Source organism: Streptomyces sp. MA5143a (assembly GCF_900290235.1).
In the GTDB taxonomy this organism is placed as follows: domain Bacteria; phylum Actinomycetota; class Actinomycetes; order Streptomycetales; family Streptomycetaceae; genus Streptomyces.
Genome location: NZ_OLMK01000029.1, coordinates 1 through 13,101, shown reverse-complemented (window position 1 = coordinate 13,101; position 13,101 = coordinate 1). Strand labels below are relative to the sequence as shown.

Here is a 13,101-nt window from a genome sequence, read left to right as displayed (position 1 = left end):
AATTACGGACGTACTGGGGCGTGAAACAGGTATATGCACACAGGGAAACGGGTAATCCTCCCCGTGTGCCGCACCCCCGGTCGGGCGAACCTGGAAGCATGCTGCAACTCTCCGGGGGTCTCCTTCCGGATTCCGGCCCCCACTTCGCCTCGTACTTCCAACCCTCCATGAGCGCGGGTCATCTGAGTGTCGAGTACGACCCCCGTCCGACCGCCGCGGCCGAGGCCCGCGCCGAGGTCCGCAGGCAGTTGGAGGGATGGGGACTGCTCGATCAGATCGATGTCGCGGAGCTGCTGGTGAGCGAACTCGTCACCAACGCCCTGGTGCACGCGGAGAGCCGTCTGAAGCTGACACTGACCGCGGCGCACGGCGTCCTGCGCTGCGAGGTGTCGGACACCGACGGGCGCCCGCCCCGGGTGCGACGGGTCACGGAGATATCGGAGAGCGGCAGAGGGATGTTCCTGGTGGAGGCGCTCGCCGGGCGCTGGGGCTGCCACCAGGACGGGCCGGGCAAGACCGTGTGGTTCGAGCTCGGCACGTGCGGGTCCGCCGGCTGTGGTCGGCGACAGCCGGCGTAGCCCGCGGAGTTCCGGGCAGCGGCCTCGTCAGCCGCCCCGGAACCACAGCCCGGTCCCCGGCGGCTGGCCCAGCCGCCGGGGACCGTTCCACGTCACGAGCCTCTTCCATCGCCTCCGCGACCGTGCCAACACCCCCGTCTTCCTTCACCGCACGCCCTCTTGTGCCCACCCCGGCTTTACGCTTTCTTGATCCGCATGGCTGACACCACGGACAACACAGCTACCGGGGGAGTGACCTCGGCCCCGCGCAAGTCCAGTTGGAAGTACATCGGCCCCGGCATCGTCGTCGCCGCGACCGGCGTCGGTGCCGGCGACCTCGTGGCGACCCTGATCGCCGGCAGCAACTTCGGCTACACCCTGCTGTGGGCGGCCGTCATCGGCTGCCTCGTCAAGATCTCCCTGGCCGAGGCCGCCGGCCGCTGGCACCTGGCCACCGGCCGCACCCTCTTCGACGGCTGGGCGAGCCTCGGCCGCTGGACGACCTGGTTCTTCGTCGTCTACGTGGTGATCTGGGGCTTCGCGTACGGGGCGGCCGCCATGTCGTCCAGCGCCCTGCCCCTTCAGGCGCTGTTCCCGGACGTCATGGACCTCGAATGGTGGGCCATCCTGTGCGGCCTGTCCGGTCTGGTCTTCGTCTGGTTCAACAAGTACGCCGTCTTCGAGAAGGTCATGACGGTCCTCGTGGGCGTCATGTTCGTGGTGACGGTCTATCTGGCGATCCGGGTCACCCCGAACCTCCCCGAGGCGTTCGCCGGTCTCCTCCCCGTCCTGCCCGACGAGAAGGACTCCATCCTCAACACCCTCGGCCTCATCGGCGGCGTCGGCGGCACCATCACGCTGGCCGCGTACGGCTACTGGGTCAACGCCAAGGGATGGACCGACGCCGGCTGGATGAGGATCATGCGGCTCGACAACCGCGTCGCGTACGCCACGACCGGCATCTTCGTCATCGCGATGCTCTTCGTCGGCGCGGAACTGCTGCACTCCGCGAACATCGCCATCGCCAGCGGCGACAAGGGCCTCATCCAGCTCGGCGGCATCCTGGAGGACGAGTACGGCCCCGCCACCGCCAAGTTCTTCCTGATCGGCTTCTTCGCCACCTCGTACACCTCCCTCATCGGCGTCTGGCACGGTGTGAGCCTGATGTTCGCCGACTTCGTCGCCCGCTACCAGAAGAAGGGCGCGGTGAAGGGCGAGGAGGTCGCCTCCGGCGCACGCGAACGGTCGTGGCCGTTCCGCGCGTACCTGCTCTGGCTGACCTTCCCGCCCATCGTCCTGCTCTTCCAGGGCCAGCCGTTCCGCCTGATCATCCTCTACGGCGTCCTCGGCGCGGCCTTCCTGCCCTTCCTCGCCGCCACCCTCGTCTGGCTCCTCAACTCCTCCCGCACACCCCGCGAATGGCGCAACGGGATGGTCAGCAACGCGATGCTGGTGATCGCGGGCCTGCTGTTCCTGGTGCTGTGCGTGAAGCAGATCTGGGACCAGAACTGGGCGGACTTCTTCTGACCGGACCGGACGGCCGACGGGTGCTCAGCCGATCCCGGCCCACTCGTCGCTGGTGGCGACGGCCTTCAACTGGGCCATGGTGAGGGCGGGGTTGTCGCGGGTCGCGGCGGTGTGCTGGGCACCGGAGTTGAAGGCGCTGACCGTCACACGGGTGCCGTCGGGCCGCAGCGTGTCCACCGTCCACATCACCACGCCCTTGCCGCCCTTCTCGCCGGGCCCCTGCCGGGTGACGACCTTCGTCCCGTCGGGCAGGGTCTCGGCGTCGGGCCCGAACAGCGAGGTCGGCCCGCCCAGCTGCACGTTGGCCTGCACCAGGCTGCGCCCCTTGCCGTCGTCGAGGACGACGTACGCGAAGTCGGTGCGCGCGGTGCCGTCGAGGACGACCTCGAGGCCCTTCGGCACGAGCCCTACCAGCGTCGCCCGGATCGCGTCACCGCCGACGAGCGGCGGTTCGACGGACCGGGGGGAGGGGTCCGTGCTCGGCGACGGCTCGGCCCGGTCGTCCGGCATCGCCTCGATGGCCTTGATCCAGTACGGGTTCGTCGCGATCTCCGCCAGCTCGGACCGGGGCAGGGGCGGTGCCTTCCGGGTGACCGGAGTGCCCTTCTCGAGGGTCGCGTTCCACTCCGAGACGGTCACGGAGTAGCCCTGCGGGGTGACCAGGCTGGCGCGCCAGAGCTTCGTGTCCTCGCCGCGGTCGGAGAACGTGTACCCCCGGTGGACCATGAGCGTCGAGCCGTCCGCCAGCTCGTTCGAGCTGCAGTCGCCGATGTTGCCTTGGTTGGTGTCCGGGCACTGCGTCGCGTGCAGGGCCTCGTCGCCGCGCGGATCGAGCCGCGAGAGCGCGACCTGTACGGCCGCCGCGCCCTTGCCGTCGTCGTACACGACCCGCGCGTACGGCCCTTCCTTCGCGCCCGTGCCGCGGCTCTGCGCGTCGCTGAACTCGCCCTTTGGCATCAGCCGCTTGAGCGTGCGGACGAGATCGGCGCCGGACACCTTCCCGTCGTCGTCCCGCGGCGCGTCCGAGGCGGCCACGGTCGACGTGCCGTCGGGGCCGCCCCCGCCGCCCGGCAGCAGCAGCGCGCCGCCCACCCCGACGAGCGCGATCCCCGCCACCCCGCCGAGCACCGCCGCCCGCCGCCGGAACAGCAGCCGGCGGCCGTGTGCGGCGCCACCGCCGACGAGGGCCTGCCCGTCGGCGACGAAGGAGTCCCCGGCTCGGCGCAGGGCGTCACCGATCCGGCCCTCGAAGGGGTCGTCCTGCTGCTGACGCTGGTGCCGGTCTACGGGCATGGCGCACCGCCGTTTCTGTGGCTGGAGTGGGGCAGTCTCTGGGGCTGGAGTGGGGTGTGGTGGACCTGGGAGCGGTGAGGCGGGGAGCGGTGAGGGCTGGCGCTCGGGGCCTCAGGGGGTGACGTACTCACCGATGCCGTCCCCGAGGAGGACGCGCAGCCGGGCGAGGGCGCGGACGCAGCGCGTCCGTACCGCCGCCGAGCTGGCGTTCATCGCCGCGGCGGTCTCCTCGATGGACCGGTCCTCCCAGTACCGCAGGACCACCACGGCCCGGTCCTTGGCGGGCAGTTGGGCGAGCGCCTCCACGAGCGTGAGCCGCAGCGAGGAGTCGGACCCGGGCGAGGCGGGCACGTCCGGAATCACATCGGTGGCCCGCTCCCTGCTGCTGCGCCGCCGCTGATGGGCGAGGAACACCCTGGTCAGCACGGTCTGCGCGTACCCGGCGGGGTTGTCGGCCCGCCGTACCCGCCCCCACTTCACGTACAACCGCCCGAGGGTCTCCTGCACGAGGTCCTCGGCGAGGTGCGTGTCCCCGCCGGTGAGCAGACACGCGGACCGGTACAGATGCCCCGCGCGCGCCGCCGCGAACTCCTGGTACTCGTCCGCGCGGACTGATCTCATCTCTGGCTTCCCCCTGCCGGGCTCGTCGGCCTGTCACTCCTTTGATGCGGTGACCCCCGGAGAATGTTTCACCGAAGGCGGAGGGATACGGTGCGGTACAAGTCACACCGACGGGGCAGAAGGACGAACACCCATGGACCAGCCGGAACAGGGCCACGAGGCGGCGCAGCAGCCGCCGGAGCCGCAGCAGCCGCCGGAGCCGCAGCCGGAGCGGCAGGGACAGCCGCAGGCACAGCCGTGGGCACCGCCGGGAGGGCAGCCGGGGCAGCAGCCGCCTCCGGCGCCTCCGGCCGGCCAGACCCCGCCGGCGCAGGCGCCGACACCGTCCCCGGGTTTCGGCCCGCCACCGCCACCGCCGGGAGCGGCGCCGCAGCCGTACGGTGCGCCGGGCGCGCAGCCATACGGGCAACCGCAACAGGGGTACGCGTACCCGCAGCAGGCCTACGCCCAGCCGCCGCAGCCGTACGCCCCACCACCGCAGCCGTACGGTCAGCCGCACCAGCCCCAGCAGTACGCGCCCCAGCCTCACGCGCCGCAGGCACACCCCTACCCCCCACCACCGCAGCCCCAGCCGCCGCACGCCTACGCACCCCCTGCCGCAGGGGCGGCACCGGCGGCGGCACCTGATGGCGCGGGCCCGGAGTTCCTGGCGGTCGACCGCCACAACTCCATCGTCATCGACGTGTCAGGCGTGGCCTTCGAGGACCACGGAGTCTCCGTCGACTTCCCCTGGCCCGAGATCCGCAGCGTCCACTACAAGGCGAGCCCCAACGGCAAGGCCCTCATGGTGGCGGTGGTCCACCTGGACGGCAGCTTCTTCGAGTGCGCGGTCGAGGCCAAACCCCGCACCCGCCTCCACGAGTGGTTCCCCCACCTGGCCCACGTACTGGGCTACTACCGGCCGATGGGATGACGCTGTCTCACCATTTCACTTTCCCGCGAGGTGCCGTGAGGAAATAAACCCACCAGACCGGGTTGATGCGGTTGAGAGGATTCTTCCTGTTCTTGAGGTGGCGCTCCCAGTAGGCGTCCTGCTCCTCCACGGAGCCGACTCTGCTGGGGGGCGCCCTTACGGATCGACCGCAATGCCTCAAAAGCATCGTCCCCGACCGCTGCCGCTTCGATGCCGTCGGGGGATCTGAAAGGCAGATGCCATGGCCCATCTCCCTCGACCAGCATCCGCCATCGGGCTTCTTCGCCGCCGGTGAGGACGCGTACGTCGAATTCGTCAGTCATTCCTCGGACACTTCTTTGCCGTCGGCGATGTATGAGAGCCGCCACCAAGTGTGGATCACTCAGACCTTGAGCCGCTTGTACGAGTCTTGTTGGTGCCCCTCTCTCCGGGGCCCCCACCGGCCACCCCGCCGGCTACGAGCCCGGACGCTCCCGCCACTTGTCGACGACGGCCCGCTCCAGCACCGCCGACTCGTCCATGACCGTCCCCTTCTTGCCCATCGGCCCGTCGGCCGTCAGATAGCTCCGCCGACCGATGTACTCCAGGCTGTGCCGGTCGAAGATCCACTCGGTGGCCCAGTCGGCGTGTCCGTCGACACGCCGGATGCCCACCCCGTGCCGTCCGGCCGGGTCCACCGCGTTCTCGATCCGGGTCACCCCGGGGATCCTCGCGGCGGCCTCGTACAGCGCGGCGGCGGTCCTCGACGGCATGACCGACGTGCCGAGCAGCTCACCGATCTTGTCGAAGACGGCCTGGTCCTTCTCCTGACCCTCGAAGGTCCTCGTCAGGCGGGAGAGCCGGTCGAGGAGGCGGTCGGGGTCGGTCGGCAGCGACGCCAGCCACTCGTACGTGGGGCGGTCGATGCCCGCGGGGGTCCCCGCAGACCCCGGCGGCAGCAGCTCCCGAACAGGGACCCAGGCGCCGCTCTCGTAGTGCAGGGCCACCTGCTTCACGGGGCCGGGCTCCTGCGGCAGCCACGCCTCCAGCTTGTACGGCTTCCCCGGTACGAACACACTGTTCTCGTCCTTGGCCTCCGCCCCGGCCGAGAGGCTCTTGACGTACACGAACTGGTCGTCGCGTACGGGCGTGACCTTCGTGTCCGCGGCCACCTCGGCGATGCGGTCGAGCAGGACGACCGCGCTCTCCCCGTCGGACGTCCGCCCCCCGAGGCCGGAGTCCATGGTCGTGACCAGCCCGGCGGTCAGCGCCCCGGCCAGCGCCAGCGCGGCGGCCGGCATCCAGAGCGCGGGGCGCGGCCTTTGCAGCCGGGGCCCGCGGACGGTGGCGTCCCGGCCGCTGCCGGCGGCGGGGTCGGCGGGCGTGGTGGAGGTGGCGTCGGGCCGGTCCTCGTCGATGAGTCGCATCAAACGTTCCTTGTGGTGGGAGAGGCGACCAGGGGGAACGTCCCGCTCGGGCGGGGGCGGCAGCAGTCGGGCCAGCTCCTCGTTCATCGGGATCCCTCCTGAATCTCCTTGGGTCGAAGGGCCGCGAACGCGGCCTCACCCTCTACCTCTCCGCGGCGGAGCCCCGGTTCCTCACCTTTTGCCGTGGATGTTCCACGCTGTTCGCCCAGCCGCTCGTTCGTCAGCCGCCGCAGCCGCTCCCTCGCCCGTGACAGCCGTGACCGGACCGTACCGACCGGTACCCCCAGTGCCTCGGCCGCCTGCGCGTAGCCGAGCCCCGACCACACGCACAGCGCCAGCACCTCCCGTTCGCCGCGCCTGAGCCGCCCGTACACCTCGCGGACGGCGGCGAGCCGGCGCGCGTCGTCGACGCGTCCGGCGGTCTCGTCGGCGAAGTCGGCCACCGGGCCGGGGGCGGGGCGACGGGCCAGGAAGGCCAGTCGGCGGCCGAGGCCCCGGTTGGCGTTGCGGGCCTTGTTGGTCGCCATGCCGAGCAGCCACGGCTTGAGCGAACCGCCGTCGGGGTCCAACTGCTCCCGGGTGCGCCACGCGTCGAGGAAGGTGTCCGCCATCACCTCCTCGGCCGTCGACCAGTCGCCGGTGAGCCGGTACGCGTGGTTGTAGACGGCCCGCGCGTACGCGTCGTAGACCTCGGAGAACGCCGCCCGGTCACCGGCTCGTATGCGCGCCCGCACGGGGTCGCCGGCCTCACTCATCTCGTATGCACCTCTTCCACCTCACACCCTTGCCTCTCCACGGGGCGGGGCGGGTTCCGGTGACGTGCGCCACAGAGGAGAGGGGGGCGGTGACACGTCCGCCGACGGCACCCGAAGGCACCGCCGGCGAAACGGTCACCCGTCGACGCCCTACGGCAGCCCGTGCACGTGCGGTCCCACCGTGCTGGACCACGCGTTGCCCGCCGTCGCGTCCCAGTTCGTCGACCAGGTCATCGCGCCGCGCAGGTCGGGGTAGGTCCGCGGCGGCTTGAAGGAGCCGCAGTCGGTGCCCCGCGCGAGGCAGTCGAGCGCGTTGTTGACGACGCTCGGGGCGACGTACCCGCTGCCCGCGCCGCGCGTCGAGGCGGGCAGGCCGAGGCCCACCTGGGACGGGGCGAGGCCGCCCTCCAGCTGGATGCAGGCGAGCGCGGTCAGGAAGTCCACCGAGCCCTGGCTGTAGACCTTGCCGTCGCAGCCCAGCATCGAACCGCTGTTGTAGTACTGCATGTTGACGACGGTCAGGATGTCCTTCACGTTCAGCGCCGTGCGGAAGTACGCGTTGGACGTCGACTGCATGTCGATGGTCTGCGGGGCCATGGTGAGGACCATCGAGGGGCCCGCCTTCGCCGACAGGGCCCGCAGCGCCTGCGTCATGTACGTCGCGTCGAGACCGTTCTCCAGGTCGATGTCGACGCCGTCGAAGCCGTACGTCTGCATCAGGGAGTACACGGAGTTCGCGAAGTTCGTCGCGGAGGCCGCGCTGTTCACGGCCACCGTGCCGCGTTCGCCGCCGACGGAGACGATGACCTTCTTGCCCGCGGCCTGTTTGGCCCTGAGGTCCGCCTTGAACTGGTCGACGGTGTACCCGCCGAGGCCCGCCGAGTCGAGGTTGAACGTCACCGCGCCCGGGGTGGAGGTGGCGTCGGCGAAGGCGACGGCGATGATGTCGTACTGCGACGGGACGTCGGACAGCCTCTGCACCGTCGCCCCGTTGTTGAAGTTCTGCCAGTAGCCGGTCACCGCGTGCCGGGGCAGCCCCGTGCCGGGACCGCCGGGCGAAGCCGTCGTCGTCCCCGTCACCGTCGCCGACCTCGGCGACTCGCCAGCCGCGTTCACCGCCGTGACCTGGAAGGTGTACGAGGTGGAGGCGGCGAGCCCGGTCACCGTCGCGGAGGTGCCGCTGACGGCCTGGACCTTCGTGCCGCCGCGGTAGACGGTGTAGCCCGTCGCACCCGACACCGCGTTCCACGCCAGCGACACGGACGAGGACGTGACGCCCGAGACGGCGAGACCCGTCGGGGCGGACGGGACGGTCGGCGGCTGGTCACCGCCACCACCGCCATCGGGCCCGAACACCGCCACGTCGTCCGCGAAGTACGCCGCCTGCCCGTACCAGCCGTGCGTGTACAACGTCACCGAGGTCGTCGAAGCACCCGTCCTGAACGTGGTCGACAACTGCTTCCAGTCGGCGGAATCCGGCGTCCACGTCGACACGTCGGTCGTGCCCGTGCCGCTCGCGCCCAGATACGTGTATCCACCCCGCACCCAGGCGCTCAGCGTGTACGTCGAGTCGGGCCTCACCGCCACGGTCTGGACGCAGCGCGCGTTGTCCTGCCCGGCCGGGGTGGCCCGCAGTGCGGCGGCGCCGCCGTGCAAGGGGAAGGAGACGGTCGTGCCGCTGCCCGCCGAGCAGGTCCAGTTCGCGAGGCCCGACTCGAAGCCGGCGTTCCTGGCGTTGTTGATGTCGGCGGCGGACGCCGGGGCCGCCCCGGCGAGGGTGAGGCCGGCGGCGGCCAGTACGGCGGTGACGGCTCCCGCCGCCCATCTGCGTATGCGTGGGGATATGCCTGGGACGCGGTCCACGGGGTGCCTCCGGTGGGGAGTGGGGATGAGGACGGTGGCCACCGCTGGACGTACAAGTTGGTCCAGACCAATAGGGTTGTCAATACTCCGCTCCGGGACCCGTTCACCCGTAAGGGCACCCCAACGTCCCAGAACACCCGTCGAGTTGGGGCATATGCGTCTCACTCTGTGTGGATACGGCCCGCACCTTCGGTGAGTTGATCAAGGAGATTCAGTGTTGATCGGGCCATGCCGTGGATATGGTGCTGATGCAAGACGATGCAGGAGGGACGGCGAGCCGTGTGCCGCCCTCTCAGGGGCCGACTGAGGCGGTGGTTCGACCACCCCGCCGCAGTGAACGGGGTGGTGTGCAGCGTGCCGACCGCGATAGCCGTCACCAGTTCCGATCTGGTGCTCCCACCGCACGACCGGCAGACACCGCCCGCGGCCGTACAGCCCCAGGAGACCCTGGAGAGCTCCCTGCTCGGCATGCACGCGCTCATCGAGCAGCACGGCTACGTCATCGCCCTCCACCAGGCGTCCGGCGCGACCCCGGAGGAACTCGCCGTCACCCGGCGCCTCCAGACCGTCCGCTCCGTCCTGGAGAGCGACCGCATCGCCCTGCTCGGCGTCGACCTGCCACCGCTCGGACTCGCGCTGCTGGCCCAGCAGTTGCGCCAGCTGTCCGCGTGCGACTTCAGCCCGGGCGTGCTCGCCTCCTCCGTACGCCTCCTCGCGCACTACATCTACGCCGGCGCCGTCCTCGGCACCGTCGCCAAACTCGACCGGATCCCGGTCACCCTCAAGGCGCACGCCAAGTCCTGGATGCCGGGCGCCCAGTTCGCCGTACTGGCGACACCGCGCCCCCAGCTGGTCCGGCTGAACGTGGCCGACCAGGAACCGCTGACCGGACCCGAGTTCGGCACCCGGCTGCTGGTCGCGCAGGGGCCGCAGCCGCCGTCCGACTGGGTGACCGCGACCCTCGCGCCCGCCTGGAAGGTGCAGGGGGCCGCCACCGTGCCGCTGCCCGAGGGGTCCGTGCGCTGGTGGGGGACCGGGAAGCTCGTCGAGTTCGCCGCGGGGCTCTCCGACGTCTCCGTGCTCTACCAGCTCGTGTCCTCCGTGCGCCGGGAGACCTGCCACTGGTGCGGCCTGGAACTCATCGGTGACCGCTGCGGATTCTGCGCCGCCCCGCTGCGCGAACCCGAGACCGCCCCGGCCCGCGCCCTTCCGCGGGGCGCCCCATGACGTACGTGCGCCCCCTCCGCGCGCAGGTCCGCTCCACTGCCCGGCACGTCCCCACGAGGTGAGATTCAGTGAACTCGCGCCAGCGCCGCGGCGTCGTCCTGCTGGTCCTGTCGGCCCTGTGCGCCCTGGCCGCCTTCGCCGGGGTGCTCTCGGTGATCCGCGACGTGAACTCCAAGGTCGGGCCGGAGGTGACGGCGTACCGGCTGAAGGGTGACATCGCGCCCTACAAGGAGCTGACCGCGAGCCAGTTCGAGAAGATCTCGATGCCGGAGCGATGGCTGTCGGACACCGCGATAACCGACCTCGCCGACATCCGCGGCAAGATCGCCGTCACCCAGCTGGAGAAGGGCTCCCTCCTCCAGTCCGACATGATCGTCGACCGTCCCGAACTGAAGCCGGGCCAGCAGGAGATCGCGATCATGATCGACGCGTCGACCGGTGTGGCCGGAAAGATCAACCCCGGTTCACTGGTCAACATCTACGCCACGTTCGAGGAGAAGGACAGCGACTCCGGCAAGGACACCTCCAAGCTGATGGTCTCCGACGCCCGCGTCATCGACGTCGGCAGACTCACCCCGCTCGAACCGGGCCAGTCCAGCAGCGAACGCCGCCGCACGGTCACCGAGGCCGTCCCGATCACCTTCGCGCTCGACACCGCCGACGCCCAGCGCGTCGCGTTCGCCGAATCCTTCGCCGAGCACGTCCGTCTCGCCCTCGTCGGGGGCGGCGACGCCACGGTCGTCGTACCGGACGACCGCTCGTACACCCTCGACGAGGACAAGGAGAAGACCGCGCGATGAGGTCGGTCCGGAACGTCCGCACGAGGTCACCCCGAACGGGAGTGCGTCGAATGCCCCTGCGGCTGGGCATGCTGATGAGTGAACAGGGACAGGCGTCACCGGGGGCGCCCACCGGGGCCGGCACGGGAACGGGGAACCGCCGATGACCATCCGTATCCTCCCCGCCGTCGGGGACATCGACTCGGCCGGCGCCCTGACCACCCTGCTCGGCCAGCTCGCCGACGCCGAACCCGCACCACCCGTGCCCGACTCGACCGCCCTCCTCGACACCCTGGCGCGCCTCGCGGCCGACTCCCTCGACGAACTGCCCGAGGTCGTCCTGGTCCACGAACGCATCGGCCCGGTGCCCGCCCTGGACCTGGTCCGCGACCTCGTCCTGCGCTTCCCGGCGGTCGGCGTCGTCCTCGTCACGTCCGACACCAGCACCGGTGTCCTCACCGCGGCCATGGACTCCGGCGCCCGCGGCATCGTCAACCTCCCCCTGTCCTACGACGCCCTCGCCGAACGCGTCCAGGCCGCCGCGGCCTGGTCGACCGGCATGCGCCGCCACCTCGGCAGCGCGACCCCCGAGCTGTACGCGGGCCCCGGCGGCACCGTCGTGACGGTCAGCGGAGCCAAGGGCGGCGTGGGCGCCACGGTCACCGCCGTCCAACTCGCCCTGGCAGCCCAGGCCTCGGGCCGTACGGTCGCCCTCCTCGACCTGGACCTCCAGTCCGGGGACGTGGCCTCGTACCTCGACGTGCAGTTCCGCCGCTCCGTCGCCGACCTCGCCGGCATCACGGACATCAACCCCCGCGTCCTCCAGGAGGCGGTGTTCGCGCACGACACCGGCCTCTCCCTCCTCCTCGCCCCCGCCGAGGGCGAACGCGGCGAGGAGGTGACGGACCGCGTCGCCCGCCATGTCCTCGCGACCCTGCGCTCCCGCCACGACGTGGTGGTCGTCGACTGCGGCTCGCAGATGACCGCGGCGACCGCCGCGGCCGTCGAGATGGCCGACCAGGCACTCCTCCTCGTCACCCCGGACGTGGTCGCCATCCGCGCCGCCAAACGCATGGTCCGCCTCTGGGACCGCCTCCAGATCCGCAAGGCGGAGGAGACCCTCACCGTGGTCAACCGCCACTCGCGCGGCACGGAGATCCAGCCGTCCCTGGTCGAGAAGGTCACCGGCACGAAGGTGGCCCGCAACGCGGTCCCCGCCGCCTTCAAGGAACTCCAGTCCGTCGTCGACGCGGGCCGCCTCCAGGACCTGGACGCCCGCTCCTCGGTCAAGCAGGCCCTGTGGTCCCTGGCCGGCGAACTGGAACTGGTCACACCCCAGGAGGCCGGAGGCGGCGGCCGCCGCCGCAAGCCGTCCGACCGGGGCGCCCTGGTCCTGCGCCGCAAGGGCGGCGACCGGGGTTCGGCCACCCTGGAATTCGCCGGAATGTTCCCCCTCCTCCTGATCGTCATGACGATCCTCTGGCAGGCGGCCCTCTACGGCTACACCTACTCCCTCGCGAGCAACGCCGCCGACGAGGCCGCCCGCGCCGCCACGGCCGCCCACGCCATCGACGGCGACGTCCCGGGCGCCTGCCAGGCCGCAGGCACCCAGCACCTCCCCGCCGCCTGGAGCGACACGTCCATCGACTGCGCCTCCAACGGCACGGTCATGAAGGCCGAGGTCGAGGCCCCCGTCCCCCTCTTCTTCCCCGGCTTCGACACGGGCTGGACGGTCAACGGCGAGGCCGGCGCAGCGCTGGAGAAGTCCCCATGACCCCCACGAAGGTCCAGCGACACCCGACCAAGACGCCGCAAACGCCCACAGCGGATGACCCGCGCACAAACGGTGCGGCGCAAGCCCCCACGGCGGGCCAGCCGCGTACGAACGGCTCGGCGCAAGCCCCCACGGCGGGTGTGCCGCGTACGGACGAGCCGAGGCGCGTCCCTGATGTGGCGCAAGCCCCTACGGCGCCGCACGCGGACGGGTCGGCGCGTATCGCTGATGTGGCGGAAGCCCGCGCGGCGGGTGTGCCGCGTACGGACGTGAGGGGGTGTGTCGGGGGGTGTCCGCCCGCAGCGGTTGGCGCGTCAACTGGTTCCGCTTCTCGGGCGACCGATTCCGCGCCGTTCCGAGGACGGACACCCCCCGGCGCGCCCCCG

At 71.2% G+C, this 13,101-nt stretch carries 12 protein-coding genes; 6 read left to right on the top strand and 6 right to left on the bottom strand.

The genetic code is table 11. The annotated features are described in order from the left end of the window. Nucleotides 1–167: 167 nt before the first annotated feature. Together SMA5143A_RS14815 and SMA5143A_RS14810 are read left to right on the top strand one after the other, a co-directional pair. Nucleotides 168–578, top strand: a complete 411-nt coding sequence (locus SMA5143A_RS14815; RefSeq protein WP_107463465.1) for an ATP-binding protein — start codon at nt 168–170, stop codon at nt 576–578. Between the two features lie 195 nt (nt 579–773). Further along, nucleotides 774–2,084 carry an Nramp family divalent metal transporter gene (locus tag SMA5143A_RS14810; protein ID WP_107463386.1) on the top strand — a complete coding sequence of 437 codons (1,311 nt, stop codon included), beginning with the start codon at nt 774–776 and terminating at the stop codon, nt 2,082–2,084. Between the two features lie 24 nt (nt 2,085–2,108). Here the strand turns inward: SMA5143A_RS14810 and SMA5143A_RS14805 are convergent, their stop codons facing one another. Continuing rightward, the gene (locus SMA5143A_RS14805) at nt 2,109–3,377 is read right to left on the bottom strand and encodes a hypothetical protein (protein WP_107463385.1); all 1,269 of its coding nucleotides are present in this window, start codon (nt 3,375–3,377) and stop codon (nt 2,109–2,111) included. A gap of 111 nt (nt 3,378–3,488) precedes the next feature. After that, nucleotides 3,489–3,998 carry a SigE family RNA polymerase sigma factor gene (locus SMA5143A_RS14800; protein WP_107463384.1) on the bottom strand — a complete coding sequence of 170 codons (510 nt, stop codon included), beginning with the start codon at nt 3,996–3,998 and terminating at the stop codon, nt 3,489–3,491. Between the two features lie 133 nt (nt 3,999–4,131). Here SMA5143A_RS14800 and SMA5143A_RS43850 point away from each other — a divergent pair, with 133 nt between their 5' ends. After that, nucleotides 4,132–4,911 carry a hypothetical protein gene (locus SMA5143A_RS43850; RefSeq protein ID WP_258193531.1) on the top strand — a complete coding sequence of 260 codons (780 nt, stop codon included), beginning with the start codon at nt 4,132–4,134 and terminating at the stop codon, nt 4,909–4,911. A 7-nt stretch (nt 4,912–4,918) separates the two neighbouring features. On the opposite strand, the gene SMA5143A_RS43845 is transcribed toward SMA5143A_RS43850, so the two are convergent. From SMA5143A_RS43845 to SMA5143A_RS14780, 4 genes are all read right to left on the bottom strand, one after another. Continuing rightward, a complete protein-coding gene (locus SMA5143A_RS43845; protein ID WP_258193530.1) occupies nt 4,919–5,041 on the bottom strand; it encodes a hypothetical protein in 123 nt (40 codons plus the stop codon). A gap of 325 nt (nt 5,042–5,366) precedes the next feature. Beyond that, on the bottom strand, nt 5,367–6,404 hold the full coding sequence (locus tag SMA5143A_RS14790) for a CU044_5270 family protein (protein WP_107463383.1): 1,038 nt from the start codon (nt 6,402–6,404) through the stop codon (nt 5,367–5,369). Then, nucleotides 6,401–7,072 (bottom strand): RNA polymerase sigma factor, encoded by a 672-nt coding sequence (locus SMA5143A_RS14785; RefSeq protein WP_107463382.1) that lies wholly within the window; start codon nt 7,070–7,072, stop codon nt 6,401–6,403. Before SMA5143A_RS14785 ends, SMA5143A_RS14790 begins: the two co-directional genes overlap by 4 nt. Nucleotides 7,073–7,222: 150 nt before the next feature. Beyond that, the gene (locus SMA5143A_RS14780) at nt 7,223–8,935 is read right to left on the bottom strand and encodes a chitinase (protein WP_107463381.1); all 1,713 of its coding nucleotides are present in this window, start codon (nt 8,933–8,935) and stop codon (nt 7,223–7,225) included. A 354-nt stretch (nt 8,936–9,289) separates the two neighbouring features. Between SMA5143A_RS14780 and SMA5143A_RS14775 the strand changes: the two genes are divergently transcribed. The 3 genes from SMA5143A_RS14775 to SMA5143A_RS14765 all read left to right on the top strand — a co-directional run bounded on the left by SMA5143A_RS14775 (nt 9,290) and on the right by SMA5143A_RS14765 (nt 12,715). Beyond that, a complete protein-coding gene (locus SMA5143A_RS14775; RefSeq protein ID WP_258193529.1) occupies nt 9,290–10,162 on the top strand; it encodes a hypothetical protein in 873 nt (290 codons plus the stop codon). Between the two features lie 68 nt (nt 10,163–10,230). Then, a complete protein-coding gene (cpaB, locus tag SMA5143A_RS14770) occupies nt 10,231–10,962 on the top strand; it encodes a Flp pilus assembly protein CpaB (RefSeq protein ID WP_107463379.1) in 732 nt (243 codons plus the stop codon). Nucleotides 10,963–11,104: 142 nt separating this feature from the next. Next, nucleotides 11,105–12,715 carry an AAA family ATPase gene (locus SMA5143A_RS14765; RefSeq protein ID WP_107463378.1) on the top strand — a complete coding sequence of 537 codons (1,611 nt, stop codon included), beginning with the start codon at nt 11,105–11,107 and terminating at the stop codon, nt 12,713–12,715. Nucleotides 12,716–13,101 lie beyond the last annotated feature (386 nt).

What these genes read in the sequence shown, in the direction of transcription:
- SMA5143A_RS14815 (WP_107463465.1), top strand. Translation starts at nt 168, where the DNA reads ATGAGCGCGGGTCATCTGAGTGTCGAGTACGACCCCCGTCCGACCGCC.
- SMA5143A_RS14810 (WP_107463386.1), top strand. Translation starts at nt 774, where the DNA reads ATGGCTGACACCACGGACAACACAGCTACCGGGGGAGTGACCTCGGCC.
- SMA5143A_RS14805 (WP_107463385.1), bottom strand. Translation starts at nt 3,377, where the DNA reads ATGCCCGTAGACCGGCACCAGCGTCAGCAGCAGGACGACCCCTTCGAG.
- SMA5143A_RS14800 (WP_107463384.1), bottom strand. Translation starts at nt 3,998, where the DNA reads ATGAGATCAGTCCGCGCGGACGAGTACCAGGAGTTCGCGGCGGCGCGC.
- SMA5143A_RS43850 (WP_258193531.1), top strand. Translation starts at nt 4,132, where the DNA reads ATGGACCAGCCGGAACAGGGCCACGAGGCGGCGCAGCAGCCGCCGGAG.
- SMA5143A_RS14790 (WP_107463383.1), bottom strand. Translation starts at nt 6,404, where the DNA reads ATGAACGAGGAGCTGGCCCGACTGCTGCCGCCCCCGCCCGAGCGGGAC.
- SMA5143A_RS14785 (WP_107463382.1), bottom strand. Translation starts at nt 7,072, where the DNA reads ATGAGTGAGGCCGGCGACCCCGTGCGGGCGCGCATACGAGCCGGTGAC.
- SMA5143A_RS14765 (WP_107463378.1), top strand. Translation starts at nt 11,105, where the DNA reads ATGACCATCCGTATCCTCCCCGCCGTCGGGGACATCGACTCGGCCGGC.